The sequence below is a fragment of the Ruegeria sp. CDSC002 genome (assembly GCF_059610905.1).
In genome coordinates this window covers 46574-73125 of record NZ_JBXWOM010000008.1, presented here as the reverse complement: position 1 = coordinate 73125, position 26552 = coordinate 46574, and the positions used below count along the sequence as shown (strand labels likewise).

Sequence of the window (26552 nt, the reverse complement as noted above, 5' to 3'; positions counted from 1 at the left end):
GGATCAGAAGTCCACGCCAGCTTGTTTGCGCATTTCTTCAAGAGCAGCAGTGCCGTCATAGCCGTCCGCCGAGATGGCTTCGGACCAAGCTGTTTCGGCATCTGCTGCCTGTGATTTGATCGCATCAACGACTTCGGCTGGCGCTTCGTAGATTTCGATCCCGGCCTTTTCAGCCGCGGCGCTGCCTTTCTCGTCTGCACCGACCCAAGCTTCGCCAACCAGTGCGGCAAAGGCTTCACCGGAAATCGCCTCGATGGCTGCCTGATCCTCTTCAGAGATCTCGTTCCATTTGTCTTCGTTCATGACCATGAACCAAGTAGTGTTGTAGATGCCGCCGGGGACTTGCATCGTGTACTTGACATCTTCGGTCAGCTTGAATGCAGCCAGAGCGTCGTAGGGAAACGTCACACCGTCGATTACTCCGCGCGAGAGCTTTTCATACACCTCACCCGAAGACATGAAGAGCGTTGTGGAGCCGAGACCGGACATCAGATCCGAGATATAGCCGCCAGGCACGCGGATCTTCAGACCTGCGAAATCGTCTGTCTTTTCGATCTTACGGACATTGTTGTGCAACATGCCGGGGCCGTGCACAAAGAGCCCCAGAAGCTTGGTGCCCTCATGTTCTTTCTGCGCCTCCAGCGGGCCGGAATAGACATTCCAGAATGCTTTGGAGCCAGCAACGGCATCGTCACCAATGAACGAGAACTGACCGATCCGAGAGCGGGTGAAACGGTCATCTGTGGTAAAGGAATGCAAGCCATAAGTGATGTCAGCGATACCTTCGGCAGCCATGTCGTAGTGTGCCGGGGGCGGGCCCATGGGCTTTGCAAGCACACGTACAGTCACGCGGCCATCGGTGACTTCCTCCACCTGCTTGGCCCAGGGTTTGATTGCTTCAACTACGATCGGATGGCGCGGCGGCAGCCAGCTCGAAAGCGCCAGTTTGGTCTCTGCCACAGTAGTCGTTGCGATAGACATTGCAGCGGTTGCAATGCCGGCGAGCAGCAGGGTGTTGCCCTTCAGTTTGATATTCATGGTATCCTCCCTTGGATTATGTGATGTCGGCAGCCCTGAGCGCCTGGCTCAGGACGTCCCGGTCGCCGATGTGGTTGGCCAGGATCAGAATTAACCTCGCGTTGATTGTATCGCTCTCGGCCTTGGTCTTGCCCTCATGCGTTGCCAGCAGGTCGGCGTAGAAATCGTCGGTTCCGTCGATATTCGGTGCCAGGGTCAGATCGCTCATTGGCTTACTTCCTTACCGGCCGCACGGCGCAGGGCGGTGCGCATTAGGGTTTCGTTGTATTCCGCTCGGCGGGCAGCGACATGCTGATCTGGGCGGATTAGGTAGACTGCCGAACTGGCTTCGCCGAGATAGCGTTTTCTGAGTTGACCGGTCGGGTCGTCGCGGGTCGAAAGAGCCAGGCGGTGCGCCGTAATCCCGTCCACCTCCAGAACTTCAGGTGCTTCTGCATCGATTGTCAAAAGGATGAACTCATCACCCAGCTTCGACAACAGGTATTCATCGCCCAACGGGGCATCAGGGCAGGGGGCGCCGGGCTGCGTCCTTTCGGGCCCGCCTGACAGCGCGTCGGCCGAATTTAGGCGGGATTCACTGTAGACGCATGGAACCGACAGCCGACCCGAGTTTACCATCGGTCGTGCAAACTCATACGTTCCGCTTAGGCTGAGCACTGCATCGCGAAATATCCGACTGGTTTCTGATTTCGGCGTGATGAAATCGGTGGACCGTGTCGAATTCAGGATGTTTTCGTCCGCGCCGTGAACCCGTTCGGTATCGTAGGTGTCAAGCAGGCTCTCCGGCGCTTTGCCTTGAATAACCAACCCTAGTTTCCAGCCAAGATTGTCCACGTCCTGCATGCCGGAATTGGCACCACGCGCACCAAAGGGCGAGACTTGGTGCGCCGCATCACCAGCAAAAAACACCCGCCCCGAGCGGAAACTGTCCATCCGCTTGCACTGGAAGGTGTAGATAGAGGACCAGACCATTTCATAATCCACATCCCCCAGCATCGCATCCAATCGGCGACGGATATTCTCTTCTTTAAGTTCTTCTTTGCGGTCAACATCCCAGCCGATCTGGAAGTCGATCCGCCAGACATCATCAGGTTGCTTGTGCAACAACGCTGAGGCGCCAGAGCCGTGGGTCGGTTCAAACCAGAACCAGCGCTCAGTAGGGAAATTCAGATCGCCTTTCAGTTTGATATCGGCAATCAGGAAGCTGTCCTGAAAGACGCGACCGCTGAAATCGAGACCAAGCATCCCGCGCAACGGTGAGTTGGCGCCGTCGCAACCGATAAGCCAGTCCGCTTCAAGCGTGTAAGGTCCATCCGGTGTCATCACCTTCAGGGTGACGTGATCGTCGTGTACTTCGATGCTGTCCACACGGTTCTTGCCACGCAACTGGATCGGGGCACCCTTGTCCTGCAGCTCGCGCAGACGGTCGATCATGTATTGCTCGAAATAAGGCTGCTGCAGATTGATGAAGGCGGGGTATTTATGCCCGTCTTCCGGCAACAGGTTAAATTCGAATACCTTGTCATCGCGATGGAATACCTTACCGAGATTCCAGACAACGCCTTTTTCGAGCATCGGTTCGCCGCAGCCATAGCGGTCGGCCACTTCCAGACAGCGCTTTGCGAAACAAATCGCCCGACTGCCCATGCCGATGCCCTCATGATCATCAAGCACAACCACCGGAATACCCTGGCGGCCGAGGTCCAGGGCTGCGGCGACTCCGATCGGCCCGCCGCCCATGACCACAACTGGGTGACGCACCGGCGCGTCAATATCCTGATCGGGCGATTTCTCGTATGGATAGCTCTTGTAGGCGAGCGTGTAACGGTCATCAAACATTGGAAAATCCCCTCCCTTCAGGCGCTCAGCCTTGCAGTTGTTCCCACATTTCCAGATCCCGCTGCGCCGTCCAGATACGTGGTGTGTCGATGCCGCGGGCTTCGTCATAGGCGCGCGCAACATTGAACGGCAGGCAGTGTTCGTAGATTGCGTAGTCAGCGAATTTCGGGTCGCACGCGTCGCGTACAGCGTCCCAGGCATCTTTCAGGGTGCCGCCGCTAGCGGCGACACGAGCAGCCGGGCGATAGGTGCTTTCGACAAAACCCCGGGTAGACTCGATTGCTGCTTCAACCATGTCTTTTCCGAGCAGAGCATCACCGCGGCCGGGCGCGATAGCATCGACGTCAAATGCGGCGATATTGTCCAGAGTGCCACCCCAATCGTTGAAATGGCCGTCGCCGCAATAGCAGGCCGAGTGATACTCGACGATGTCACCGGTAAACATGACGTTCTGGTCGGGGACGTGAATGACGATGTCACCGGCAGTATGAGCGCGACCAAGATGCATAAGATCGACGCGTCGATTTCCAAGGTACACGCTCATGCGATCCTTGAAGGTTGTGGTGGGCCAGGTCAGTCCGGGAATGCTTTCATGGCCTTCGAACAGACGTGGAAAACGCTGAAACTCACTGTCCCAATCTTCCTGACCCCGTTCGACAACCTGCGCTCGGGTTGTTTCGGACATGAGAACCTGATCTGCGCCATATGCTGAAGCGCCTAGAACACGAACCGCGTGATAGTGAGTTAGCGCCAGATGCGTGATCGGTTTGTCGGTAACTTCTCTGACCTTCTCAATCACCTTGCCAGCCAGACGTGGCGTGGCCTGCGCCTCGACAATCATGACACTATTGTCGCCGATGATCACGCCGGAATTGGGATCACCTTCAGCAGTAAAGGCCCAAAGCCCTTCACCCACTTCGGTGAAGCTAATCGTCTTTTCACCCAAATCCCCCTGAGATGCGAATGCCTTAGCCATTGTGTTCTCCCGAAGTATGTCGCTCACGTGACTCGTTTTGTTTCATTTGCAACGAATATCGTTACATATGAAACTAAAGTCAATGCCGTTTCGTTTGGAGTTACGTGTTTGAACTATTGTTGCTGAGTGCATTCGAAGATTTTTTCAAAGTTGTTTGCGTGGAAAAATGTTGTCCATTCCAGCTATTATTGCGGCCAATCCTGCCGACCGCCGTAAAGAACTGCTGTTCCATTAAGCGTCTGATGGACCCAATGTGGTGGTTCAAGGCTTAGCGCTGACGGCGATCATGGTTGGGAAGCTTTTGAAAAAGAAACGACATCGGCGACTCCACATTTTTACGCCATGTGAGCCAGAGTCTGTCTCAGTGGGTCACAAGTCTACGCCCACCAGCATCCAGCGCACAGCATTTGGTGCCTTCGAACACGGCGGTGGTCAGGGCGTGGCCATAGCCTGCTCCTGTATCCAGATTGATACGGTTTCCATGATGTTCAGGTGCGGACACGTGGCTGTGGCCATGGACTACCAACCATGGATGTGGATCTGTATGGTTCAGGAATTCCTCACGAATCCATATTAGATCGTCGTGGTCTTGATGATCCAGTTTCACCCCGGGTCGAATACCTGCGTGCACGAACAGCAATGCGTCGTCCTGATGGAACGGCTTTAGCCCGTTCAGAAAATCGATATGAGCCTGAGGGACGGCCTTCTTGGCCTTGGCGTGAACTTGATAGATTCTGTCCACGTTGGTGGCTTCAACCCCATAGGACTGCAGCGTTTCGATCCCGCCGATCCGAGGATGAAGCCAGTGATACCCGACCAGCAGGCGCGCATCATTGCGCGGATAGTCCTCCAGAAACATTGCGCACATCTGGTCATGATTGCCACGTAGAAAGACCCAGTTCTTACCGTCGGCGTTCCCTCGGACCAGCAGATCCAAAACCCCGCAACTTTGCGCACCCCTGTCCGTATAATCGCCAAGAAACACGATCTTGGCGTCTGGCCCTCCATCCCGTTCGATCCGGTCCAGTGCGTCTTCAAGCATCCCCAGTTGGCCATGGATATCGCCAATTACATAAACCGGATCTGACATGAGTGTTCCTTGTCGTCGTCTTCAGGCGGTAGTTGATTTGGGATCAGCCCACCCAGTCAATGCTAATGTCTTCGCGAAAAGCAAACCGTACCAGATGCGCTTCGATGACTTCCTGCCAGCGGGTCAGATCTCCGCGAGGGCCGGTTTCAGCCGTCAGCGAAAGGCTGGATTCACCCGCGACCAAGGTCAGCCGGTTTCCGCCCGGAAATTCCACGCTGCCGTGGTTGTCGTCAAAAGTCACCTGGGCCTTGTGGGACCAGTGCTTGCACAATTGCTGCAGGTACTTGCTGGCCGCTTCCGTTTTGGCAACACCCGAAACGCTTTGGTCAGGTAGCAACGCCAAGGCTTCATCGGCGGCCCGGCGCACCGCCTGCGCGAACAAAGTTACGTCGATGTTTGTGGCCAGGAAGGTCGCCCCCAGATCCAGACATTTACGCTGCATGGCCGGATCAAGTGTCAGTATCCCGGCAAATTTGCCTGCCGCGACGACCCGAGTTATTGCGTCCAAAACGGCCTCGACCACTTCTGTATGACCAACATCACCGATATGGCCCATGTCAGCGGCCAGATCGGAGGGACCGAGAAAGACCCCATCAACGTCAGAGGCAAGAATATCGTCTAGTGCCTCTAACCCGGCGCGGTTTTCCACCTGAACAAGCAGGCAGATCTGTTCATCAGCCGTTTTCAGATAGTCCGGGATCGCCGCAAAGCGCGAAGCCCTGGCCAACGCTGATCCCACGCCCCGAACTCCGTGGGGCGGGTATCGCACCGCCCGTACCAAATCCCGTGCCTGATCTCCGCTTTCGACCATCGGCACCAGAATATTCTGAACGCCGGCATCGAGGTATTGCTTGATCATCCAGGTTTCACCTATCGGCAAGCGTGCGACCGGTTGGCTGCCGCTTCCTTCGATGACCCGCACCTGTTCCAGGATTGAGCGAAGATCGTTTGGGGCGTGTTCCCCGTCAACGAGCAACCAGTCGAACTGGGACGTGGCCGCGATTTCGGCGGCATAGGTGTCGGCCATTCCAATCCAGCAGCCGACCTGCGGCTGACCAGCCTGCAGCGCGGCCTTGAAAGCGTTTAGTGGCGCAGGTATCCCGGCCTCCCTTAGGCAAAGTTGATATCGACCGAGCCAAATGGCCCAAAATCAGCATGGATTTCGGTGCTCGGCGGGCATTCGACGGGTCGAATAAAGCTGCCAGACAAGATCACCTGGCCCGGTTCTAAGCTCTGGTCGTACTGCGCCATGCGACGGGCCAGCCAGACGACGCTTTCGACCGGGTCGTTCAGAACACCCGCGCCAAGACCGGTTTCCTCGATCTCACCATTGCGGAAGGTCAGTGCCCCGACCCAACGCAAATCAAATGCATCTATCGAATGACGTTCGGGGCCCAACACGATGCCGGCATTGGCAGCGTTGTCGCTTATTGTGTCATAGACGGTACGTGTTTGTCCGGTCGCGGGGTCGACACGCTGAATACGCGTGTCGAGGATTTCAATCGAAGGCGCGACGTAATCCGTGGCGGCAATGATGTCGTCACGGGTGACGTTCTCTCCGCCTACCGCAGATTTCATGACAAAAGCAATCTCAGCCTCGATCCGGGGCTGGATGAACCGGCCCGCAGGAACGGTTCCGCCGTGATCGAACTTCATGTCATCGAACAAAATTCCGCTGTCGGGAATGTCGATATTCAGCGCATATTGCATCGCTTTTGAGGTCAGCCCGATTTTCCAGCCGATCACCTTGCGCCCTTCGGCCAATTTCTGTTGATAGATGGCGTTCTGCACCTCATAGGCGTCGCTCATCCCCATTTCGGGATGGCGCAGTGTCAGAAGGCCAATCTGTTCGTGCGAACGTTCAGCCTGCAACAAGTCGGCTGCGGCACGGGCATGATCTTCGGGGGTCATACCTGTTCGTCCTCGACTGTGTTGCGCAGCGTTCCAATGCCCTCGACTGAGATTTCCACTACGTCACCCGGAGCCAGGTATTTCGGTGGTTCAAACCGCGCGCCCGCACCCGTCGGGGTGCCGGTGACGATGATGTCTCCGGGCAGAAGCGTCATGAAGGTCGAAATATATTCGATCTCGCGCCTTATCGGGAACATCATGCGATTCAGCGTATCGTCCTGGCGCAACTCACCATTCACATGGGTCTGAATTCGGGCATCGTCCAACTGGGCCGCGTCGGTGAATGGCACTAGCCACGGACCGATGGCACCGGAATTGTCCCAGTTCTTTCCCTGTGTGACGTTGAACTTGGCATGGCGGACCCAGTCGCGAATTGTGCCTTCGTTACACAAGGTTAGGGCTGCGATGTGGTCATAGGCATCTTCCTGTGAGATTCGCCGACCGGATTTGCCAATCACGATAACGACCTCGCCCTCGTAATCCAGCGTGTGGTTTTCTGGAGGACGGATCAGCGGGCGGTCGTGCCCGGTGAAACCGCTGGCAAAGCGCGGAAACAACGACATGTATTTCGGTTGTTCGCTGCCGTCTTTGTATTCTGCGTTGCGGTCGGGAAAGTTCACTCCGACGCAGAGGATGCGGCGGACATCCGGCATCACCATTTCGTAAGTGAATTCCTTGTGGGTTACTTCCCGGCCTGCTGCGGCCTCGGTCAACTGTTCAAACGTGCCCGCGGCGATCACCTCATAAAGGCTGGCCTGATCGGGAAAGGCGTCGTTTAGCGCAATTGCACCGTCCTTGGTGATCGCGCCGAAAAAAGTTGCTCCGTTTGCGGTGAAAGTTGCAAAGCGCATCAGGCCTCCTCGGCGGCGTCAATGCCACCCATGCACAAGTATTTGAGTTCCATGAAGTCATCCAGCCCATGGCGCGATCCCTCGCGCCCCAGACCTGACATCTTAACGCCTCCAAAGGGCGCTTCGGCAGTTGAGATCAGGCCGGTGTTGATCCCGACCATGCCATATTCCAATGCTTCTGACACGCGCCAGACACGGGCCATGTCGCGGGAATAGAAGTACGAGGCGAGGCCGAATTCGGTATCATTGGCGGCTGCGATAACTTCGCTTTCCCTGTCGAATTTGAACAAGGGCGCGACTGGGCCGAAGGTTTCCTCGGTCGCCACCGCCATGTCTGCGGTCACGCCAATCAGGATGGTCGGCTCGAAGAATGTGCCGCCAAGGGCGTGCGGCTTGCCGCCCAGTGTGACTGTTGCACCCTTGGCGGTTGCGTCTTTGATATGCTCAGACACTTTCGCGACTGCGGCTTGATCGATTAGTGGGCCAAAGACGGTGCCCTCGTCAAAGCCGTTTCCAGTCGGCAGTTTTGCGACCTTGGCGGCCAGTTTTTCGGCGAACGTGTCGTAGACCCCGGACTGGACATAGATGCGGTTGGCGCAGACGCAGGTCTGGCCGTTGTTTCGGAACTTGGCGATCACCGCCCCTTCGACGGCCGCGTCCAGATCTGCGTCGTCAAAAACGATAAACGGCGCGTTGCCGCCCAATTCCAAACCTAGCTTCTTGATCGTAGGTGCGCATTGCGCATAAAGCATCGCGCCGATTTCGGTGGACCCGGTAAAGGTCAATTTTTGCACGATTTTGCTCGAGGTCATCTCACCTCCGATGTCGCGCGCTGATCCAGTCATGACCGAGAACAATCCCGCAGGCAACCCGGCTCGCTCGGCCAAAACCGCCAGCGCGATAGCCGAGAACGGCGTCTGGCTGGCAGGTTTGAGCACCATGGAACAGCCTGCCGCCAGTGCCGGTCCCGCCTTTCGCGTGATCATGGCATTGGGGAAATTCCACGGCGTGATCGCGGCTACAACCCCAATCGGCTGTTTGATGGTGATGATCCGCTTATCCGGCGCGTGGCCCGGGGTGACGTCGCCATAGGCGCGGCGAGCCTCTTCAGCGAACCATTCGATGAAGCTGGCACCATAAGCGATTTCACCCTTGGCCTCAGCCAGCGGCTTGCCCTGCTCGGCGGTCAGGATAGCGCCAAGATCATCCTGGTTTTCGATCATCAGGTCATACCAGCGGCGCAGAATTTGGCTGCGGTCCTTTGCTGTGAGCTTGGCCCAGCCCTTCTGTGCACGGTGCGCTTCGGCGATTGCTTCGGCCGTTTCGGCCGCCCCAAGATTGGGGACTCGTCCGATTAGATCACCAGTTGCCGGGTTGGTCACTTCCAGAGTGGTGGATACCTCAGTGGCACCGACCCATTTGGAGCCAACCCGTGCCGCTTCAATAAGCAACGTGGGGTCGTCGAGACGTAAGTCTGTCATTTGCAGGATTCCCGTGTCTCGGCCTCAGACCGAAAAGCTGATATTTGCCTGACCCGTTCCGGAACTACCGAAATACGGGGTGTAGATGTCGATCTCGCCTTTGTAACTGCCCCATCCCAACGCACCGAACAGCAGCGCAGTGTCGTTCATCGCACACTCGCCCGTACATTTCTTGGCGTAGTCAGGCAAAAGGTCCAAGAATTCTTCGAACCGGCCCTGTTCCCACAATTCGAGAACGCGCATATCCATCTGGCGGTTGAACTCGCCATTCACTGCGTTCAGACCCTCGACCGAGCGCTCATTCGGCGTGAAGTCATGACTTAGAGACCCGGAGGCCAGAATAGAAACATTGCGGTTCGAACGCCGGATGCCTTCGGCGATGGCTTCACCCCAAACGCGGTTCTCAGCGATGGACGAGAACTGGTTGACCGCAACTGGCAGCACCCGGGCATTCACATCGTCATTGATAAAATGCATCGGCAAAAGGGTACCGTACTCCATTCCCATGTCGGGATGCGAATGACCCAGTGCCCGTTCCCCACGCTCTCTCAGAACTTCAAGGATGGTTTCACCAAGGTCGTGATCACCGCGATAGTCGAACTCCATATCCGCCAGCATGTGCGGCAGTTCATGGCTAATAAAACGCCCCTTGTGGCGCTCTTTTGTGTTCAGGTGAAAGCCCTGATTGGTGATCCAATGTGTGTCGAATACGATGAAGGTGTCGACCTCGCGGTCAATCGCGTCCTGACGTAGACGTGCGTAACCATCTATCGCAGGTTGCCGGATACCTTTGTATTTCGGCATCGTGTGGGACATCCAGATGCTCGGCACATGTGTGATCTTAGCAGCCTGTACAATCTTTCCCATGACAGTTCCTCCTCACTTAAGGTGGCGTCTGACCGCTTTGGAAGGGAGAGCGGACGACCAGACGTCGTTTGGTCCGACTCTCAAAGAGTTCATGGACCATAGATGCGCGCGCGTATCCTAACATTTAACGAGCGGCATCTTGTCCAGACGTCGCTCGAGAGGCGTTACTTTCCCAACTGCATAATCTTGTGCTGACCAGTGGCAAAGCCCACGTGTTTCTGCTCCATATAGAAGTCAAAGCTCCAATCACCGCCGTCGCGACCGATACCTGACGCCTTCACTCCGCCAAAAGGCGTGGGCAGGTGACGAACATTTTCCGAGTTCACCCAGATCATCCCAGCTTCCAACCTATCGGTAAAGCGCAGGGCGCGTGTAAGGTCGTTGGTCCAGACATAGCCGGTTAACCCATAGGGCGTGTCATTGGCGATTTGCAGCGCTTCTTCTTCGGTCGAGAAGGGAATGGAAGTTAGCACGGGGCCAAATATTTCCTCTCGCGCGATGCGCATGTCGTTGTTGGCGTTGGTAAATAATGTCGGGCGTACGAAATACCCGTCATCACCAACCTTGACGCCACCAGCCGCGACAGTTGCACCATCCTCTTCGGCGATGTCGAAGTATGAGGTCACCTTGTCGTAATGCTCCTCGGTGACTAGCGGGCCGATCTCGGTTGCAGGGTCCAGGGGGTGTCCGACTTTGATGTTGTTCACACGCTCGACCAGTTTGGCCTCAAACTCTTCCTTGATTGTGTCCTGTACCAGTAACCGCGAGGACGAGGTGCAGCGCTCACCATTGATCGAGTAGATCATGAAAATCACCGCATCCAGAGCCCGGTCCAGATCGGCGTCATCAAACACGATAACGGGGTTCTTACCACCCAGTTCCAAGTGCATCCGCTTTAGCGTATCGGCACCCTGCTTTGTGATGATGCTGCCTGTCCGGCTTTCTCCGACAAAAGCGATGGCTTTGATCAAGGGGTGCTCTGTCAACGCCTTACCAGCATCAGGGCCAAAACCGTTCACGGTATTCAGCACGCCCTTGGGCAGCCCTGCCTCTTCAGCGATTTCCACCAACAGGCGGGCGGACAAAGGCGAGTCTTCGGCTGGTTTGTGGACCACGGTGCAGCCCGCAGCCAGAGCGGGCGCGATTTTCCACGTCGACAGCATGAAGGGCGTGTTCCACGGAGTGATCACACCAACCGGGCCGATAGGTACACGGGTGGTGATATTCATCAACGTCGGCGATTTCAGGTGCTGCCCGTCGCGAGCCTGCACGACCTGATCCGCAAAGTAGCGAAAATTCTCGGCACCGCGCAGCGCGGCCTTGGACATGAACCGTAATGTTTGGCCCGTATCCCAACATTCACACAGCGCAATTTCTTCGGCCCGGGCTTCGATGGCATCGGCAACGTTCAACAGGATCCGGCGGCGTTCGATGGCGGGCATGTCGCGCCATTCAGTAAAGGCGGCATGGGCCGCTTTGACCGCCGCATCGATATCGTCGGACGTACCGTGCGCAACGTTGCAGATTACTGATTTGTCCACCGGAGAGGTGGATTGGAAAACGCCAGCTGCGCCATCCCGGTCTTCGCCTGCGATACGGTTCTTGATGCCCGTTTCTTTGAACCGGGCCAGAAAGCCTGCCAGTTTCTCGATATTCGTATCCAGTACGCTCATGCGTCAGGTCTCCTGCTTTGTCGCAGCCAAGTGATTCCGGATTGTGCCGGTCTTGGGCGAAAGGTCTGGGTCGATGTCACGCATCTCTAGTGAAAGCGCGATAGAGTGTTTCGAGAAGGCCTGTTCCAGATACGCCTCAACCGCGTCAAAGATACGCTGTGTTGCGTCCTTCTTAACGTCGTCAGGACGGCCAGCGCGTAGGCGGATTGAGATGTCCACAAAGCCATGCTTGGGGTCTCCATCCGCAATGGCAAAATAGTCAACACGCGTGGCGCGGACGCGAATTCCCGGCATTGGAAAAGCATCAATCCCCGCAGCGGTGTCTCGTATGCATTCGCACAAGCCACCGATGTCGACCCGATCGTCCAGATTGCCGGAGTATTCGACGTGGAAGTGTGGCATGATCTCTCCTTTACTACTTAACATGTTTAGTAAATTGCATCACGACCGTCAAGAACTTGCTTTGTTAATCTTTGCAATTCCTGAAATGGCGTTCTAGAAGGCTGGAATGAACCGACAAAGCCATACCACGAGAACCTCTCGCGCTCTTCCGATCGCCCTGCTGCGCGCACGCGAAACCGTTATGGCCCCAATTCGGGATATGCTGCAGGGGATACAGCTGACCGAGCAAAAGTGGCGTATCCTTCGTGTTCTGGACGAAATGGGCGAAGTGGAACAAAGCACTATTGCAAATGAGGCCTGCCTTTTGCTTCCCAGCCTGACGCGAATTCTACGCACGATGGAGACTGATGGGCAGATATCCCGCCGTCAGGGCAGCACAGATAAGCGCCGCACCATGGTGAAGATCACCGATGAGGGGCGTCAAATTCTTGAAGAGAACCTTGCGACCTCGCTGGCGATTCACAATACAATCGAGGCGCAAATGGGACAGGAAAAAATCGACAACCTACTGGATCTACTTGAGGAATTGCAGGCCGTAAAGGTTTGACCCCGACCTTGAAGACCGGGGCCAGCGTGATCACTACAGGCTCGCTAGTCCTGTATCCAGGGCTGACAGGATCTTGGCTACGCCATCAGACGTGATGACCAGCGGCGGAGACAATATGATGTTGTTTCCAGATACACGGACCATCACGCCATCTTCATAAGTCGCTTTTTGAACCTGCAGCGGAAGATGTTTGGCAATTGGCGCCTTGGTTGCGCGATCCGAAACCAGCTCGAGCGCGCACATCAGACCTTCACCCCCTCGCACGTCACCGACTACGTCGTATTTGTAGGCCAGTTTTTTCAACCCAGCAAATAACTCATCACCCCGTGCAGCTGCGTTTTCCCATACCCGCAGGCGGTTGATCTCGGCCAGCGTGGCCAAGGCTGCGGCCGCGCCAACCGGGTGCCCGGAATAGGTGTAGCCCTGATCGACAGAAGCTCTGCCGGTAGTGTCGCTTTCGAACACCTCCGCAACGGCGCCAGAGATCATTGCCGCGCCGAATGGGAAATAGCCGTTTGTGATGGCTTTGGCCGTTGTCATGATATCGGGCTGCACCCCCCAATGTCTCGCGCCACTTTCGCTGCCTGTACGCCCAAAGGCAGTAATGATTTCGTCCGAAATCAGCAGAATTCCGTGCTTCGAGCAGACCTCACGCACCATGGGCATAAAGCTCTTGTGCGGCGGGATCACTCCGCCTGCGCCCAAGATTGGCTCCATAATAAATGCGGCGACGGTGTTTGCACCCTGGAATGCGATTTCGGCCTCCAGCGCTTTTACGCAAAGCTGCGCTAGACGCTCGGGGTCCGTCTCATCGAACGGGTTGCGATAGGTCCAGGGCGCGGGCACGTGGAAACAGCCCGGCATCATCGGCTCATAAGCCGCACGGAACTTCTGATTGCCATTGACCGAGGCAGCCGCGAAGTGGGTGCCGTGATAGCCCTGTTTCAGGCTGATGAACTTGGTACGGCCAGCCTCGCCTCGAACTTTGTGAAACTGACGTGCAAGTTTCAGTGCGATCTCAACGGAATCCGATCCACCCGAAGTAAAGAATGCACGGGTCAATCCGTCAGGCGCAAAGAACTGCGCCAGCTCATAAGACAATTCGATCGCCTTGTCGTTGCTGGTGCCGCGAAAGGTTGAATAATAGGGTAGCGCGTTCAGTTGATCGGTGATGGCCTGCTTTACCGGATCACAGGAATAGCCCAGGTTGACGTTCCATAAGCCACCCACTGCATCCAGCGCCTTGTGGCCATCTACATCAATGATGCTGACCCCTTCACCTCCGGTCAGAATGGTCGGCGGGTTTTTCTGGCTGTCGGCCGGGTGCGCCATTGGTTGCCAGAAATGTCGGGCGTTGTTTTCCTTCAGAAAGTTGGAGTCTTTCATGTAGCGTGTCTCCGGAGATTAAGTCCGCCCGTCAATCATGGGTGGAATTCGGTTGGAAAAGTTTCGGGCATCTGGCCGCCAAAGTTTGCGGTCAGTTCTTTCGAAAGCGTGTGGAGTGAGGTCAAAATCAGCGGCTGCCGCGCGCGGGTTGCACGAATTTCGGGAACGGCAATCGCAATGGTTCCAATCGCGATCTGATCAATACCGAAGATAGGCGCCGCATATCCGAAGACACCATCTTCAAAGCTGCCATTACTATTGGCCCAGCCCGCCTGACCGATTTGTGCAACCCGGTCACGGATAATCTCTGGGTCCGTCATTGTTGCCTCGGTAAATCGGGTGAGTGTGTCGGATTCCAAGCGTTCCAGAAGGAAAGCGGGACCGAAGCTCAGCATGCATAATCCCGAAGCAGTCGCGTTGACCGGAATAACTTCGCTAGGGTCAAGACTTACGCGAACGCTGTGCTGCGTGGTTTCAACCACCAACGCGGTTTGTAGAGTGTCTTTCTCAAGCAGGGTAAGGTGCAGGCTTTCGCCAACCTCATGCATCGCGGCCTGCATTTTCTGGCGTGCACCATCAAGGCCGGGCTTGGCGATTTCGCGCAGGGCGGCCAACCGTAGAGCAGCTGGTCCGATGGCATATGATTTCGTCTGCGGATTCTGCTCGATCAGGCCGAACTCTTCCAGTGCTCGTAAGTGGCGGAGGGCGGTCGCCTTGTTCAAACCAGCCAGGCGCGCAATGTGACTCAGCCCGATTTCCGGCTGAGAGCTTGAAAAGTACTCTAGCATTTTCAAGGCATTAAGTGCGGTGCCCATGTGTTTTGCCTCCTCCCGGTCAGGTAATACTTGACAGAATTAACTTAACAACGCAACATTATTATTGTTAACGCGGTTCATTTATTGAACCACTAACGGGAGGTGTCAATGAAGAAATTTCTAGCAACCGCCGCATTTGTGGCGTCAGCAACCGCTGCACTGGCAGAATATCCAGAGAAACCGGTAACCTTCGTGGTTCCATGGCCTCCGGGCGATCTTGAGGACGTGCTGACGCGAATGATCGCGGACGAATTTCAAGCCATGTACGACGTCCCGGCCGCGGTCGTGAACAAGCCTGGCGGCGGCGGCGGTCCGTTCCCAGGTGCAGTCGAAGTCGCCACCGCCCCGGCGGACGGATACACTATTGGTTCTTTCGTCATTGGCGTTCCCGTCATTGGACCGGAAATCGGTATCCCTGAACTGAACCCGAACCCGTTTGATCCGATCGGTATTTTTCTGACTTACCCATTCGTAATCGCATCCAGCAAGGATGCGCCGTTCTCGAACTGGGAAGAACTGGCGGAACACGGCAAGGACAACGATTTGGCGCTTGGTCACTTTGGCTCGGTCTTGCCGCCCACGCAGGTCACCTTTGCTGCTGCTGTCAGCAGCGGATTTGATTTTGCAAGTGAAGCAGCCTTTGACGCGTTGGATTGCAACACGCTGGCATCGGGTGACGTGGACGTCATCAACACCACGTTGCAACTTGTTCTACCTTGCCTGGATGACGTGAACATTCTGGCGAGCATAGGTGGCGAGCGGATTTCGCTGATCCCCGATACGCCTACGATCGTCGAGCTCAACCCGGATCTGCCGCTGGCATTGTGGAACGGCCTGTTCGTTCACAAGGATACTCCACCCGAGGCACGCGAAAAAATCACCGCGGCAGCACAAAAGGCGGTGCAGTCGGACAAGGCCAAGCAGCTTGCTGAGGAAACCGGTGCTTTGATCTACTGGCAGGACCCAGACGCATCCAACGCTCAGATTGAGCAAGACAAATCCTCTTTCGCTAAGATTGAAGAAATTCTGGGCGAGTAAGATCCAGATTGGGCGTGGGGCACTGCCTCACGCCTCTTTCAGGTTGGGAGGAAACGATGATTGCAAAGACTTTACAGGACATGTTCAAAAGATATCGCCGACCCGGCGATGTCGTTTTCGCCGTACTGTTTCTGGCATTCGCAGTGTTTCTGTTATCCCAACTCGGTGATCAGACCAAGGTCGTCAAACGAACCAAATGGTTCGCGCAGCCGGGTCTTTGGCCCACAATTGCAATCTGGTGCATGGTGGTGTTCGGGTTTCTGCATTGGCTTAGCTCGGCCTTGTCAGACCGGATCAGCGGCCGATGGACCGAGGTCGGGTTCTGGGTTCGGTCGTTCGAATATGTTGCCTATTTCCTGATCTATGTGCTGGTGGTTCCGCAGCTGGGATATCTGCTCTCAACCATGTTGTTCGCAGTCTTCCTGACCCTTCGTGTAGGGTTTCGTGGTGCAAATGCTATCGGAATAGCTGCGTTGTTCGGCTTTGTGGTCACCATCGTTTTCCGTGGCTTTCTTCAGGTCAAAATCCCCGCCGGAGCGGTCTATGAATACCTTCCGGATTCCGTGCGCGCCTTTGCGCTGACCTATCTGTAAGGGGCCACTATGGAAACGCTTCTTTCCGGCATTTCGATCCTGCTACAATGGCAGGTAATCGTCGCACTGCTGATCGGTTCGATCGGCGGCGTCATCATCGGTGCATTGCCCGGCGTGGGTGCGGCGGTGGCCATCGCAATCCTGTTGCCTGCCACCTTTGCGTTCGAGCCCATCGTAGGACTAACCCTGTTATTGGGTATCTACGGCTCGTCCATGTATGGCGGAGCCATTCCCGCGATTCTGATCAACACCCCCGGTACAGCGGTGAACGCACTGACCACTTATGACGGATATCCCATGACCAAACGGGGGCAGGGCCACCGTGCGCTGTCTCTGGCGTATTCGGCCTCGTTCTTCGGGGGCGTGTTTGCGATCATCTGTCTGATGGTGTTGTCACCGGTTCTGGCCCTTGTCGCCCCACATTTCGGCAGCCGCGAGATTTTCCTGGCTGCGCTATTGGGCATCATTTTGGTTGTGCTGGCCCACCGGGGGCAGATTTTTGCCGCTGGTATGCTGGCGGCCTTCGGTATTTTCCTGAATTCGGTGGGGCTGGAGCCCGTGAAATACACCCGCCGGTTCACCTTTGATCAAAGTTGGTTGGCTTCGGGCGTTGATCTCATTGTGGTTGTGCTGGGTCTGTTTGCGATTAGCCAGGCATTTCTGCTGCTATTGGAAAAGAACCACGCGCCAGGCGACACCCATGTAAGTGGCAATATCTTTGCTGGCCTCAAAGAACTTCTGGGCGTGAAACGCGTTGCTACTGTGTCCTCAAGTATCGGTGTTTTCATGGGCATGGTGCCGGGCACGGGCGAGTTTACATCGCAATTTTTGTCCTACACCTATGCTCAAAAGACGTCAAAGAACCCAGAAAAGTTTGGTGATGGCTCACCCGAGGGACTTGTAGCGTCCGAGGCGGCGAACAATGCTGTCCCAGGCGCTGCGATGATTCCTCTGCTGGCTCTGGGTATTCCCGGCGAGGCGCTGACGGCGATGATGCTGTCGGTGTTTTATGTCCACAACGTGATCCCCGGACCTCAGCTGTTCGAAAATCAGATGGATTTCGTATTGGCCCTGTATATGGCGCTGATCCTGCTTAACGTGATCGTTCTTGTGTTCTTGTTATTTTCGACGAACCTGCTGCTGAAGATTATCCAGATCCCGACCCGGTTCCTTGGTGTCATGATCCTGATTTTGGCATTCGTGGGGGTCTACAGCTTGCGCAATTCGATCACCGACTGCGCCATCGCGGCCGGATTTGGTGTCTTTGGTCTGATCCTAAAACGGCTGGACCTGCCGATTGTTCCAATCATTTTGGGCATGGTTCTTGGCGGCATCATGGAAACCAAGCTGCGCAGCGCAATGGCACGGGTCAAAACGCCGCTCGACTTCATCGACCGGCCCATCGCGGCCATTCTGTTTGGTCTGATCGTTCTGATCCTGATCCTGCACTGCCGAACGCTGTATTTCGAATTCAAAAACAAATTGCGGCCGGAACCTACGATGCAACCCGTGGATTCCGATAATCCGAACCAGCAAGGATAAGCGACCTATGGATCAACTTGCCATCGACGCGCTACGTGGTCAGCCTGTACCGGCCCGGAGCCTTCTGATTGATGGGCGTCACGAGGCCGCAGCGGCAGGAGGGCAACTGGATGTCATTTCTCCAATTGACGGTCAGGTTCTAACGCAAATTGCCGAGGGCACCCCCGAAGATATGGAGCGGGCTATTGCGGCGGCCCGCACGGCGTTTGAAGACGGACGCTGGTCGCGGGCTGCACCTTCTGTACGCAAGAAGGTGTTGTTGAAACTGGCCGATCTGATTGAAGAACACGCTTTGGAACTGGCCGTTTTGGGCGTGCGGGACAACGGCACTGAGATAAACATGGCCATGAAGGCCGAGCCGATGTCGGCTGCGGGCACGTTCCGCTATTATGGCGAGGCCATAGACAAGATCTATGGTCAGATTGCGCCCACAGCTGAAAATGTGCTGGGTCTCGTGCATCACGCGCCTGTCGGCGTTGTCGGGGCGATTGTGCCGTGGAACATGCCGATGATGATCGGTGCGTGGAAGATCGCGCCGGCGCTGGCGGCGGGCAACTCGGTGGTGTTGAAACCTGCGGAATCGGCCTCGCTATCACTTTTGCGATTAGCCGAATTGGCGCTTGAGGCAGGTGTGCCGGACGGTGTCCTGAACGTTGTCACAGGCAAAGGCAGCGTGGTTGGTGAAACACTGGCCCTGTCGATGGATGTCGACATCATGGTTTTTACCGGCTCGGGTGCGACAGGGCGGCGGCTTCTGGAATATTCCGCGCGCTCGAACTTGAAACGCTGCTACTTGGAGCTTGGCGGAAAGTCCCCCAACATCGTGTTCAACGACGCCCCGGATCTCGCGCAGGCGGCCAAGGTCTCCGCCGCAGGTATTTTCCGAAATTCAGGTCAGATTTGCGTCGCTGGATCGCGCTTGCTGGTGCAGGAGGATATTCACGAAGACTTCGTCGCTGAGATCGTTAAACACGCGCAGGCCTTCCGCGTCGGCGACCCGCTGGATTTGAACACACAGATCGGGGCAGTGCACTCATTGCCGGAATTAGAAAGCAATCTGGATTTTGTCGCCCAAGCCGAAGCTGAAGGTGCTGAGCGCCGTGTCGGCGGTGACCGAATTCTGACGGAAACGGGAGGCTATTATATGGCACCCACTGTAATGAACGGGGTCAAACCGACCGACAATCTGTTCCGCAATGAGGTCTTTGGTCCGGTTCTGGCCGTGACACCGTTCAGGGACGAAGATGAGGCACTGCGCCTGGCCAATGACAGCGTTTATGGATTGGCCTCGGGCGTGTGGACTGCAAACTTGAGCCGTGCACATCGCATGGTGGCGGGCATCCGCTCTGGCGTCGTTCACGTCAATACTTATGGCGGCGCGGACGGCACAGTGCCTTTGGGCGGAGTAAAGCAGTCGGGCAACGGCCACGACAAGTCTTTGCACGCAATGGAAAAGTATTTCGATCTGAAAACAGCCTGGATTCAGCTGTAAGACGATAGCCTGCGAGGAGAAGATTACCATGGGCGAAAAGACTATCTTGCTGATCGGCACCTATGACACCAAAGACCCCGAGATGCGCTACATCGAAGAATGCATCACAGCGCAGGGTGGCAACGTGCTGACCATGGATGTATCGGTTCTTGGGGATCCGACCACGCCCACAGACATTTCCAAACATGATGTGGCCGCGGCCGGTGGTATGACCATAGAAGAGGTGATCGCGCTCGGTGACGAAAACAAGGCTTTTCGCGTGATGTCGAGGGGTGCAGCAACGCTAGTGGCGCAGGTCTACGCCGACGGCAAATTGGATGGAATGCTCGCAACTGGTGGTACGATGGGCACTGATCTGGCGCTGGATTGTGCGCAGGCTTTGCCAATGGGTGTGCCGAAATACATTGTCTCCACCGTCAGTTTTTCACCGCTGATTCCGCCACACCGTTTGGCGCCGGATATTCAGATGATCCTTTGGGCGGGTGGGCTTTATGGTATGAACTCGGTTTGCCGCTCATCGCTAAGCCAGGCCGCAGGCGCTGTTTTAGGCGCCGCCCGCGCCGCCCAACGCCCTCAGCGCGATCGCCCGATGATCGGAATGACCTCGTTGGGCTCATCCTGCCTGCGTTATATGAAAACTTTGAAACCTGCTTTGGAAGAACGGGGATACGAAGTGGCCGTGTTCCATTCAACGGGCATGGGCGGTATGGCCTTCGAGAAGCTTGCGGGTGAGGGCGCGTTCTGCTGTGTAATGGATTTCTGCATGCAGGAATTCGCCAACATGCTCGCAGGTTCGCTGGTGTCCTCGGGGCAGGACCGGCTGACAAATGCCGGGCGCGCGGGCGTGCCACAAATGGTGGCCCCAGGCGCGCTGGATCTTTTGGATTTTGCCGGTTGGCAGGACATTCCCGATCAATATGCCGACCGTCCGTTCCACGAACATAATCGCCTAATCAAAAGTGCGGTGTTCAATGCAAAAGAGCGACGGGCCGCTATTCGGGAAATGGCCGATCGTTTGAAACAGGCTACTGGCCCAACCCATTTTTTCCTGCCCACCGGCGGTGTTGAGGAATGGGATCGCGAAGGCCAGGAAGCGCATGACCCGGAAGCGCTTGCCGAAATGGTTGATGAGGCCCGCAACGTGATGCCTGCGGTTGCATCAACTACGGAAATTGACGCCCATATCAATGACGACGCCTTCTGCGATGCTGTACTCAAACAGTTCGACAAATGGATGAATGACGGGGTGGTTAAGGCGACATGACCAGAAAAGCCAAAAACATCCTGTTTATCATGTTCGATCAGCTTCGGTACGACTACCTGAGCTGCACCGGACATCCGAGTTTGAACACCCCCCATTTGGATGCGCTTGCTGCCAAGGGAGTGCGGTTTTCCCATTGCTATGTTCAATCGCCCATCTGCGGGGCCTCAAGGATGAGCTTTTACACAGGGCGTTACGTACACAGCCACGGCGCTGCCTGGAATAATTTTCCGCTCAAGGTCGGAGAGGTTACTCTGGGCGATCATCTGCGCGAACGTGGGATGGATAGTTGGTTGATCGGAAAGACGCATATGAGCGTGGATCAGGCAGGGATGGACCGTCTGGGCATTTCGCGCGATGGCGTGATCGGAGCACGTGTCGCGGAATGTGGTTTTGATGTCTTCCTCCGTGATGACGGCTTATGGGGTGAGGGGCCGCAAGGCTTTTATGACAAAAGACGTTCGCCTTATAATGAGTATCTGAAAGGGCAGGGGTATGAGGCTGAAAACCCCTGGCAGCACAATGCCAATGCCGGGGTTAATGAAGATGGTGGTGTCGCTTCGGGTTGGTTTATGCGGCACGCTGATAAGCCTGCAAACATTAAGGAAGAAGATAGCGAAACGCCGTGGCTAACGGGACAGGCGATTGAATTTATTCAAACGCAGGATGCAAATTCCGCTGGGCCATGGATGTGCCACCTGTCCTATATCAAGCCGCACTGGCCTTACATTGTTCCAGCGCCGTATCATGATATGTACACGGCAGTGGATGTTTTGCCGGTGGTTCGCTCGGATGGCGAGTTACATAATCCTCACCCTGTCTATGAACAATTCATGCAGAACGAAATCGGTCAAACCTTTAGCAAGCCGGGTGTGCGTGAAAAGGTGATACCCGCCTATATGGGGCTGATCAAACAGGCTGATGATCAGATGGGTCGCCTGTTCAATTGGCTAGAAGAGAATGGCCACATGGAAGACACGATGATTGTCGTGACTTCCGACCATGGGGACTACCTCGGTGATCATTGGATGGGTGAAAAGGATCTCTTCCATGATCCGTCGGTGCGCGTTCCACTGATCATCTATGACCCGTCACCAGAAGCAGACGCAACACGCGGCACTGTTAGTAGCGCACTGGTCGAAAGTATTGATCTGGCGGCAACATTTGTTGATCTGGCAGGTAGCGATGTCCCGGATCACGTTATCGAAGGCCGCTCGCTACTGCCGTTACTGTATGGCCAAAACCCCAAGGCATGGCGCGAGTATGTGGTTAGCGAATATGATTATTCCGCCACGCCCGAAGCCGCTGCTCTGGGCCTTGACCCCAAACAAGCACGCCTGTTCATGCTGGCGGACAAGGATTGGAAATTCATCTTTGCCGATGGTGGGTTTCGCCCGTTATTGTTCGACCTGAAAAACGACCCTAAAGAGTTGAATGATCTCGGTGCCGACCCGGGCCATGCTGAGGTGATTAACATGTTCATGAAGCGCTTGTCAGAATGGGCGCGCCGTCCATCGCAACGTACAACAGTTTCAAATGAAACGTTGCTGAAGAAGCGAGACGGGAGTGCGGCTGATGTCGGTATTTTTATCGGTGTTTATGATGAGCGTGAATTGCCCTACGACGTAATAGAGAAAACGATCAGGCGTCGGTAAGTCATGCGGGGGATTCGTCATGTTGTGGGTCTTTTGCGGATCTGTCGCAAAGTTGTTTAAGCAGTTGCGATGACACCATTCAACTATCTTCAAGGCAACAACACAAACAACAGCAACGAAAAATGAGAGAAAACGGCCTGGATCCGGGAACATAGTTAATCAGCACCAGGCTCATCAACTTCTTCAGATAAATGGTGGTATGACCCGTAGTTATCTCAAAAAAAACGAACTGTAGGTCATACCGACGTCTATCGGACGGAATTGTCGGGATTTTGCGGAAACGCTGACTTTCGCTGCGCGTGCATTACACTATCAATTTCGAACCTAACGCGGATGTTCACACCGTTTTGAGTTCGTAAGCAAATGAAAGCAATTCGCCGTTGAGTTGAGAAAGAGTATTTTTTTGTCGTAACGGATTTGTTGCGTCTGTTGGTGTTCCGCTGATGTCAAATGACATTCAGGCGCATAAGGCGGCAAAGTTCACACTTCGCCGCCAAAACCCCACAAAGATATTAGTCTACCGCAAGTTCTGTAATTTCACGGCGAAAGGGCAAAGCGTCACCGATACCTTTCCCATCGAGTTCCCGTGCATAGCGGTGACCGGCATAGGTTGCCCAAGCGATCGGACCCGGTGCATTGGCGTCGCCGATCAGTTTGACCGACTTGATGCCTGCATCTGCCCAATCCGCTTCGCGTGCCTTCAGATCATTGAATACGCCGTTGTTTTCCAGACGGGATGCAACCATCACAACAGCATCCGCCTCGATCTTCCAAGTGCGATCGGTGTAGACACAGTTTGAGACCACATGATCCGGGTGGATTTCAGTGACGCCTTGGTTGAGCACGATCTCGACCCCCGCGTCGACCAGCCTTGGATGAATGGCGATCTGTTCCAACGTGTTGTTGGTCCAGTCACTGACATAAGCCGATGGTGTAACCAGCGTCACTTGCGCGCCGTTCTTGGCCAACAGTTCGGCAAGAACACCACCCATATAATAGTGGTCGTCGTCGTACACCACCACTCGGCCGGATGGGATTGTGCCATCCATCAGATCGTCCGGGGTATAGACCCTGGCGCCTTCAGCAATTGGCATCGGCACAACGTGCTGACGCGAGACACCATCGTTGCGCCATGTCGCTCCTGTGGCGATACAGATGTTTTCGAAGCCGAACTCCAGAATGCTTTCAGCATCCAGCTCGCTTTCGCGATAGATTTCCACGTTTGGGCGCTGGCTGAGTTGATAGTCACGATAGTCCACTACCCGACCCCAGGCCGATAGGCCCGGCAACAGACGTTCGCGCGCCACACGGCCTCCGATAACGTCGCGGGCCTCGGCCACGGCAACGTCGTAGCCGCGGCGACACAGCGCCCACGCGGCCTCAAGCCCCGCAGGGCCCGAGCCCACGATCAGCACGTTCGAGCTATCACCTTTTTCGTTCATCTTCTCGGGGTGCCAGCCCTTGCGCCATTCCTCCATGAAGGTCGGGTTCTGGGTGCAACGACTGATCGACATTGTCATGTCACCCGTGATGCAGATGTTGCAGCCGATGCATTCGCGGATGTCCTCTATCCGGCCTTCTTCGATCTTTTTGGGCAGGAACGGGTCGGCGATAGATGGACGGGCGCAGCCGATGAAATCCAGCGTGCCGGACTTGACCATCTTGGCCATAACGTCTGGTGAAGTGAACCGGCCCACGCCGACAATAGGCTTGTCGGTCAGATCGTGAATACCACGCACCAGTTCTTCCTGTGCGGCCTCTTCCTTGAAACGTGAAGGGCCAGAACAGTCTTCCCAAGTTCCTTGCGCCAAATCCCAAAGATCCGGCAGGTCCTTGTTCATTTCAATATAGTCACGCACCTCGGCGTTCGAAAAGCCAAGCTCACCGATGGTTTCATCCAGGCTGACCCGCAGCGTGATCGCTATCGTATCGCCGACCGCGTCGCGCATGTCGGCGATGACCTCCTGACTGAACCGGGCGCGGTTCTCCAGACTGCCGCCATATTCGTCGCTGCGCTGGTTGGTGGCACGGCTGAGGAAGTGTTGGAATATACCAAACCCGTGCGCACCATAAAGACAGATCAAGTCAAATCCTGCGTCCTTTGACCGTTTGGCAGCGTTCACGAACCAACGGCGCAGGTCTTTGATGTCCTGCTTGTCCAGCGCGCGGGCTTGAACCGGGTCGTTTGTGAAAGTCCGAATGGGAAGGGCAGAAGGGGCCAGCGGCACTTCTTTGGTATAGAGGTTCGGCCCGTTGATGCCGGAATATGCCAGCTGAATGCCCGCCAAAGCGCCATGTGTTTTCATCCGTTCCGACATCTTGCGCAGTTGCGGGATGTCCTTGTCCTCCCACAGACGCAGCTCGATAAAGGGTGTGATCTCAGACGTGTGGTGCATCTCGCACTGCTCGGTGAAGATCACACCCCAGCCGCCTTCAGCCTTGATCCCACGCATCGCAGCCGCCGCTGAGGGATCACGATATCCGCCGCCGTTACAATGGGGAACTTGATAGAACCGGTTCTTAGCGGTCAGAGGGCCGATCTGCATCGGCTCGAACAGAATATCATAGCGTGGATCGCGCATGGCTGGCTCCTTAAGGCTGGCTGATAGGGTTCACGGAGGGCCGTCATCCCCCAGTAAATCAAGATCTAAAGACCGGCGGCAACTTCTGTGATGGCGTCGCGCAGGATGGCTTCGATGCGATCAATCATTGGCTCGTCCATGATCAATGTCGGGGACAAGATCAGCACGTTACCCAAGGGGCGTGCGATCAGGCCGCGTTTCTGGCAGGCTTGGGCTACTTTCAGCCCCACTTGCGCCTCATCCGGATAACTTTCCTTGCTGGCGCGGTCCTTGGCGAATTCGATCCCCATCATGAAATGGCTGCCACGCACTTCGCCGACCATTTCGATGTCGGTCAGACCGCGCAGGTTGGATTCGAACCGTGCACCGGTTGTTTGCACCCGCTGCGGGATCTGCTCGCGCTCCATAATCGCGATGTTGGTCAGACCTGCCGCCGCAGCCGCAGGGTGGCCCGAATAGGTCATGCCATGCAGGAACATACCGTCGGGCCCCGAGATCACTTCGTGAATATCATCCGAGACGATCGTGGCCGAAAGCGGTTGATAGCCTGAGGTCAAGCCCTTGGCCGTGGTGATGATGTCTGGCACCATGTCGAACACATCTTCCGAGGCAAAAAAGTGCCCAAGACGGCCAAAGGCGGTGACGACCTCATCGGCGACGTATTTGATATCGTTGGCCTTACAGACCTCCCACGCGCGCTTGTGATAACCTTTAGGTGCGGTCACAACACCGCCTGCGCCCTGGATCGGCTCGGCGATGAACGCACAAATGTTTTCTGCGCCAATCCGCTCAATACTGGCGGTCAGATCGTCGATCAGATCGTTAAGGAACTCACCCTCGGTCATCTCGCCGCATTCGCGCCAGTAGTGGGGTGAGCGCAGGTGATGCACGAGTTCGCTGGCCGCGTGCCAACCTTCGGAATAGCCAGGTGTGGTCATCGCCATCGCCAGATGAGTCGATCCGTGATAGGCGCCGTGCCGCGATAGAACCAGCTTCTTTTCTGGCTTTCCCTTGCGGATATTATAATGGTGCAGCATCCGAATGGCGCTGTCATTTGCGACCGAACCGGAATTGCTGAAATAGACCGAATTCAGATGACCCGGCGCAAGCTGAGCGATCTTCTCGGCCAGCGCCGCCGCTGCCGGGTGTGTAAAGTTGTAGAAGGTCGAGTAATAGTCCAGTGTTTTCAACTGATCCGAGATCGCGGCAATCATCTCGTCATTGCCATGGCCGATATTGACGCACCATAAACCGCCAATTCCGTCGATCAGCTCTGTTCCGTCGCTGTCATAAACGTAGGCGCCCTTTGCCCGCGATATGACGGTGCGAGCGCCCTGCTTCTTTAGCGCGTCCAGATCGGCGAAAGACTGAATCAGGTGCTTATCCTGCGAAAGAATGTCGAGCGTATCTTTAGCCATGATCAACCCCTTTGTTTTCCTGTAGCAGTTCTGCTGATCCGGCGCGTCCCTTGTTCGGGCCATGATCGCGCCGGCGGATACATACCACCTAAATT

General features: G+C 55.8%; 23 protein-coding genes. 7 read left to right on the top strand and 16 right to left on the bottom strand.

The window, feature by feature from the left end; genetic code table 11:
* Positions 1 to 3: 3 nt before the first annotated feature.
* From AC2FJE_RS15805 to AC2FJE_RS15750, 12 genes are all read right to left on the bottom strand, one after another.
* Positions 4 to 1038: a TRAP transporter substrate-binding protein gene (locus AC2FJE_RS15805; RefSeq protein WP_472724818.1), complete on the bottom strand. Its 1035-nt coding sequence runs from the start codon at positions 1036 to 1038 to the stop codon at positions 4 to 6.
* 16 nt (positions 1039 to 1054) lie between these two features.
* Entirely contained in the window at positions 1055 to 1246 is a 192-nt protein-coding gene (locus AC2FJE_RS15800; RefSeq protein WP_496756689.1) for a DUF2783 domain-containing protein, read from the bottom strand.
* Positions 1243 to 2877 (bottom strand): FAD-dependent oxidoreductase, encoded by a 1635-nt coding sequence (locus AC2FJE_RS15795; protein WP_496756687.1) that lies wholly within the window; start codon positions 2875 to 2877, stop codon positions 1243 to 1245. Before AC2FJE_RS15795 ends, AC2FJE_RS15800 begins: the two co-directional genes overlap by 4 nt.
* A gap of 25 nt (positions 2878 to 2902) precedes the next feature.
* On the bottom strand, positions 2903 to 3853 hold the full coding sequence (locus tag AC2FJE_RS15790; RefSeq protein WP_496761135.1) for an MBL fold metallo-hydrolase: 951 nt from the start codon (positions 3851 to 3853) through the stop codon (positions 2903 to 2905).
* Between the two features lie 361 nt (positions 3854 to 4214).
* Positions 4215 to 4943, bottom strand: a complete 729-nt coding sequence (locus AC2FJE_RS15785; RefSeq protein WP_496761134.1) for a metallophosphoesterase family protein — start codon at positions 4941 to 4943, stop codon at positions 4215 to 4217.
* A 43-nt stretch (positions 4944 to 4986) separates the two neighbouring features.
* Entirely contained in the window at positions 4987 to 6009 is a 1023-nt protein-coding gene (locus AC2FJE_RS15780; RefSeq protein WP_496761166.1) for an aldolase/citrate lyase family protein, read from the bottom strand.
* 44 nt (positions 6010 to 6053) lie between these two features.
* A complete protein-coding gene (gene hpaH, locus AC2FJE_RS15775; RefSeq protein WP_496756678.1) occupies positions 6054 to 6854 on the bottom strand; it encodes a 2-oxo-hept-4-ene-1,7-dioate hydratase in 801 nt (266 codons plus the stop codon).
* On the bottom strand, positions 6851 to 7705 hold the full coding sequence (locus tag AC2FJE_RS15770) for a fumarylacetoacetate hydrolase family protein (RefSeq protein WP_109310902.1): 855 nt from the start codon (positions 7703 to 7705) through the stop codon (positions 6851 to 6853). The genes hpaH and AC2FJE_RS15770 overlap by 4 nt, the downstream gene beginning before the upstream one ends.
* Positions 7705 to 9186: an NAD-dependent succinate-semialdehyde dehydrogenase gene (locus AC2FJE_RS15765; RefSeq protein WP_496756675.1), complete on the bottom strand. Its 1482-nt coding sequence runs from the start codon at positions 9184 to 9186 to the stop codon at positions 7705 to 7707. Before AC2FJE_RS15765 ends, AC2FJE_RS15770 begins: the two co-directional genes overlap by 1 nt.
* Before the next feature lie 24 nt (positions 9187 to 9210).
* Positions 9211 to 10053: a 3,4-dihydroxyphenylacetate 2,3-dioxygenase gene (gene hpaD, locus AC2FJE_RS15760; RefSeq protein ID WP_109310904.1), complete on the bottom strand. Its 843-nt coding sequence runs from the start codon at positions 10051 to 10053 to the stop codon at positions 9211 to 9213.
* A gap of 164 nt (positions 10054 to 10217) precedes the next feature.
* Positions 10218 to 11726, bottom strand: coding sequence for a 5-carboxymethyl-2-hydroxymuconate semialdehyde dehydrogenase (gene hpaE, locus AC2FJE_RS15755; protein ID WP_496756672.1), 1509 nt, complete (start codon positions 11724 to 11726; stop codon positions 10218 to 10220).
* A 3-nt stretch (positions 11727 to 11729) separates the two neighbouring features.
* Positions 11730 to 12128: a 5-carboxymethyl-2-hydroxymuconate Delta-isomerase gene (locus tag AC2FJE_RS15750; protein ID WP_496756669.1), complete on the bottom strand. Its 399-nt coding sequence runs from the start codon at positions 12126 to 12128 to the stop codon at positions 11730 to 11732.
* Positions 12129 to 12234: 106 nt separating this feature from the next.
* On the opposite strand from AC2FJE_RS15750, the gene hpaR reads away from it, so the two are divergent.
* Complete coding sequence (gene hpaR, locus AC2FJE_RS15745) at positions 12235 to 12675, top strand: homoprotocatechuate degradation operon regulator HpaR (protein WP_058281156.1); 441 nt, start codon at positions 12235 to 12237, stop codon at positions 12673 to 12675.
* Positions 12676 to 12708: 33 nt separating this feature from the next.
* Here the strand turns inward: hpaR and AC2FJE_RS15740 are convergent, their stop codons facing one another.
* Positions 12709 to 14061, bottom strand: a complete 1353-nt coding sequence (locus tag AC2FJE_RS15740) for an aminotransferase class III-fold pyridoxal phosphate-dependent enzyme (protein WP_496756666.1) — start codon at positions 14059 to 14061, stop codon at positions 12709 to 12711.
* A 35-nt stretch (positions 14062 to 14096) separates the two neighbouring features.
* On the bottom strand, positions 14097 to 14876 hold the full coding sequence (locus AC2FJE_RS15735) for an IclR family transcriptional regulator (RefSeq protein WP_496756664.1): 780 nt from the start codon (positions 14874 to 14876) through the stop codon (positions 14097 to 14099).
* 108 nt (positions 14877 to 14984) lie between these two features.
* Between AC2FJE_RS15735 and AC2FJE_RS15730 the strand changes: the two genes are divergently transcribed.
* From AC2FJE_RS15730 to AC2FJE_RS15705, 6 genes are read left to right on the top strand one after another with little or no spacing between them, the layout of a single operon-like run.
* Positions 14985 to 15914: a tripartite tricarboxylate transporter substrate binding protein gene (locus AC2FJE_RS15730; protein WP_058274540.1), complete on the top strand. Its 930-nt coding sequence runs from the start codon at positions 14985 to 14987 to the stop codon at positions 15912 to 15914.
* A gap of 56 nt (positions 15915 to 15970) precedes the next feature.
* Complete coding sequence (locus AC2FJE_RS15725) at positions 15971 to 16507, top strand: tripartite tricarboxylate transporter TctB family protein (protein WP_058278614.1); 537 nt, start codon at positions 15971 to 15973, stop codon at positions 16505 to 16507.
* Between the two features lie 9 nt (positions 16508 to 16516).
* The gene (locus tag AC2FJE_RS15720) at positions 16517 to 18049 is read left to right on the top strand and encodes a tripartite tricarboxylate transporter permease (RefSeq protein ID WP_108859823.1); all 1533 of its coding nucleotides are present in this window, start codon (positions 16517 to 16519) and stop codon (positions 18047 to 18049) included.
* Between the two features lie 7 nt (positions 18050 to 18056).
* Positions 18057 to 19541, top strand: a complete 1485-nt coding sequence (locus tag AC2FJE_RS15715) for an aldehyde dehydrogenase (RefSeq protein ID WP_496756659.1) — start codon at positions 18057 to 18059, stop codon at positions 19539 to 19541.
* A 28-nt stretch (positions 19542 to 19569) separates the two neighbouring features.
* A complete protein-coding gene (locus AC2FJE_RS15710; RefSeq protein WP_496756655.1) occupies positions 19570 to 20805 on the top strand; it encodes a Tm-1-like ATP-binding domain-containing protein in 1236 nt (411 codons plus the stop codon).
* The gene (locus tag AC2FJE_RS15705; protein ID WP_496756652.1) at positions 20802 to 22457 is read left to right on the top strand and encodes a sulfatase-like hydrolase/transferase; all 1656 of its coding nucleotides are present in this window, start codon (positions 20802 to 20804) and stop codon (positions 22455 to 22457) included. Before AC2FJE_RS15710 ends, AC2FJE_RS15705 begins: the two co-directional genes overlap by 4 nt.
* 512 nt (positions 22458 to 22969) lie before the next feature.
* Here the strand turns inward: AC2FJE_RS15705 and AC2FJE_RS15700 are convergent.
* Together AC2FJE_RS15700 and AC2FJE_RS15695 are read right to left on the bottom strand one after the other, a co-directional pair.
* Positions 22970 to 25039 carry an oxidoreductase gene (locus AC2FJE_RS15700; protein ID WP_496756648.1) on the bottom strand — a complete coding sequence of 690 codons (2070 nt, stop codon included), beginning with the start codon at positions 25037 to 25039 and terminating at the stop codon, positions 22970 to 22972.
* Between the two features lie 65 nt (positions 25040 to 25104).
* Entirely contained in the window at positions 25105 to 26457 is a 1353-nt protein-coding gene (locus tag AC2FJE_RS15695; RefSeq protein WP_496756646.1) for an aminotransferase class III-fold pyridoxal phosphate-dependent enzyme, read from the bottom strand.
* Between the last annotated feature and the right edge of the window lie 95 nt (positions 26458 to 26552).

What these genes read in the sequence shown, in the direction of transcription:
- AC2FJE_RS15805 (WP_472724818.1), bottom strand. Translation starts at nt 1,038, where the DNA reads ATGAATATCAAACTGAAGGGCAACACCCTGCTGCTCGCCGGCATTGCA.
- AC2FJE_RS15800 (WP_496756689.1), bottom strand. Translation starts at nt 1,246, where the DNA reads ATGAGCGATCTGACCCTGGCACCGAATATCGACGGAACCGACGATTTC.
- AC2FJE_RS15795 (WP_496756687.1), bottom strand. Translation starts at nt 2,877, where the DNA reads ATGTTTGATGACCGTTACACGCTCGCCTACAAGAGCTATCCATACGAG.
- AC2FJE_RS15790 (WP_496761135.1), bottom strand. Translation starts at nt 3,853, where the DNA reads ATGGCTAAGGCATTCGCATCTCAGGGGGATTTGGGTGAAAAGACGATT.
- AC2FJE_RS15785 (WP_496761134.1), bottom strand. Translation starts at nt 4,943, where the DNA reads ATGTCAGATCCGGTTTATGTAATTGGCGATATCCATGGCCAACTGGGG.
- hpaH (WP_496756678.1), bottom strand. Translation starts at nt 6,854, where the DNA reads ATGACCCCCGAAGATCATGCCCGTGCCGCAGCCGACTTGTTGCAGGCT.
- AC2FJE_RS15770 (WP_109310902.1), bottom strand. Translation starts at nt 7,705, where the DNA reads ATGCGCTTTGCAACTTTCACCGCAAACGGAGCAACTTTTTTCGGCGCG.
- AC2FJE_RS15765 (WP_496756675.1), bottom strand. Translation starts at nt 9,186, where the DNA reads ATGACAGACTTACGTCTCGACGACCCCACGTTGCTTATTGAAGCGGCA.
- hpaD (WP_109310904.1), bottom strand. Translation starts at nt 10,053, where the DNA reads ATGGGAAAGATTGTACAGGCTGCTAAGATCACACATGTGCCGAGCATC.
- hpaE (WP_496756672.1), bottom strand. Translation starts at nt 11,726, where the DNA reads ATGAGCGTACTGGATACGAATATCGAGAAACTGGCAGGCTTTCTGGCC.
- AC2FJE_RS15750 (WP_496756669.1), bottom strand. Translation starts at nt 12,128, where the DNA reads ATGCCACACTTCCACGTCGAATACTCCGGCAATCTGGACGATCGGGTC.
- hpaR (WP_058281156.1), top strand. Translation starts at nt 12,235, where the DNA reads ATGAACCGACAAAGCCATACCACGAGAACCTCTCGCGCTCTTCCGATC.
- AC2FJE_RS15740 (WP_496756666.1), bottom strand. Translation starts at nt 14,061, where the DNA reads ATGAAAGACTCCAACTTTCTGAAGGAAAACAACGCCCGACATTTCTGG.
- AC2FJE_RS15735 (WP_496756664.1), bottom strand. Translation starts at nt 14,876, where the DNA reads ATGGGCACCGCACTTAATGCCTTGAAAATGCTAGAGTACTTTTCAAGC.
- AC2FJE_RS15730 (WP_058274540.1), top strand. Translation starts at nt 14,985, where the DNA reads ATGAAGAAATTTCTAGCAACCGCCGCATTTGTGGCGTCAGCAACCGCT.
- AC2FJE_RS15725 (WP_058278614.1), top strand. Translation starts at nt 15,971, where the DNA reads ATGATTGCAAAGACTTTACAGGACATGTTCAAAAGATATCGCCGACCC.
- AC2FJE_RS15720 (WP_108859823.1), top strand. Translation starts at nt 16,517, where the DNA reads ATGGAAACGCTTCTTTCCGGCATTTCGATCCTGCTACAATGGCAGGTA.
- AC2FJE_RS15715 (WP_496756659.1), top strand. Translation starts at nt 18,057, where the DNA reads ATGGATCAACTTGCCATCGACGCGCTACGTGGTCAGCCTGTACCGGCC.
- AC2FJE_RS15710 (WP_496756655.1), top strand. Translation starts at nt 19,570, where the DNA reads ATGGGCGAAAAGACTATCTTGCTGATCGGCACCTATGACACCAAAGAC.
- AC2FJE_RS15705 (WP_496756652.1), top strand. Translation starts at nt 20,802, where the DNA reads ATGACCAGAAAAGCCAAAAACATCCTGTTTATCATGTTCGATCAGCTT.
- AC2FJE_RS15700 (WP_496756648.1), bottom strand. Translation starts at nt 25,039, where the DNA reads ATGCGCGATCCACGCTATGATATTCTGTTCGAGCCGATGCAGATCGGC.
- AC2FJE_RS15695 (WP_496756646.1), bottom strand. Translation starts at nt 26,457, where the DNA reads ATGGCTAAAGATACGCTCGACATTCTTTCGCAGGATAAGCACCTGATT.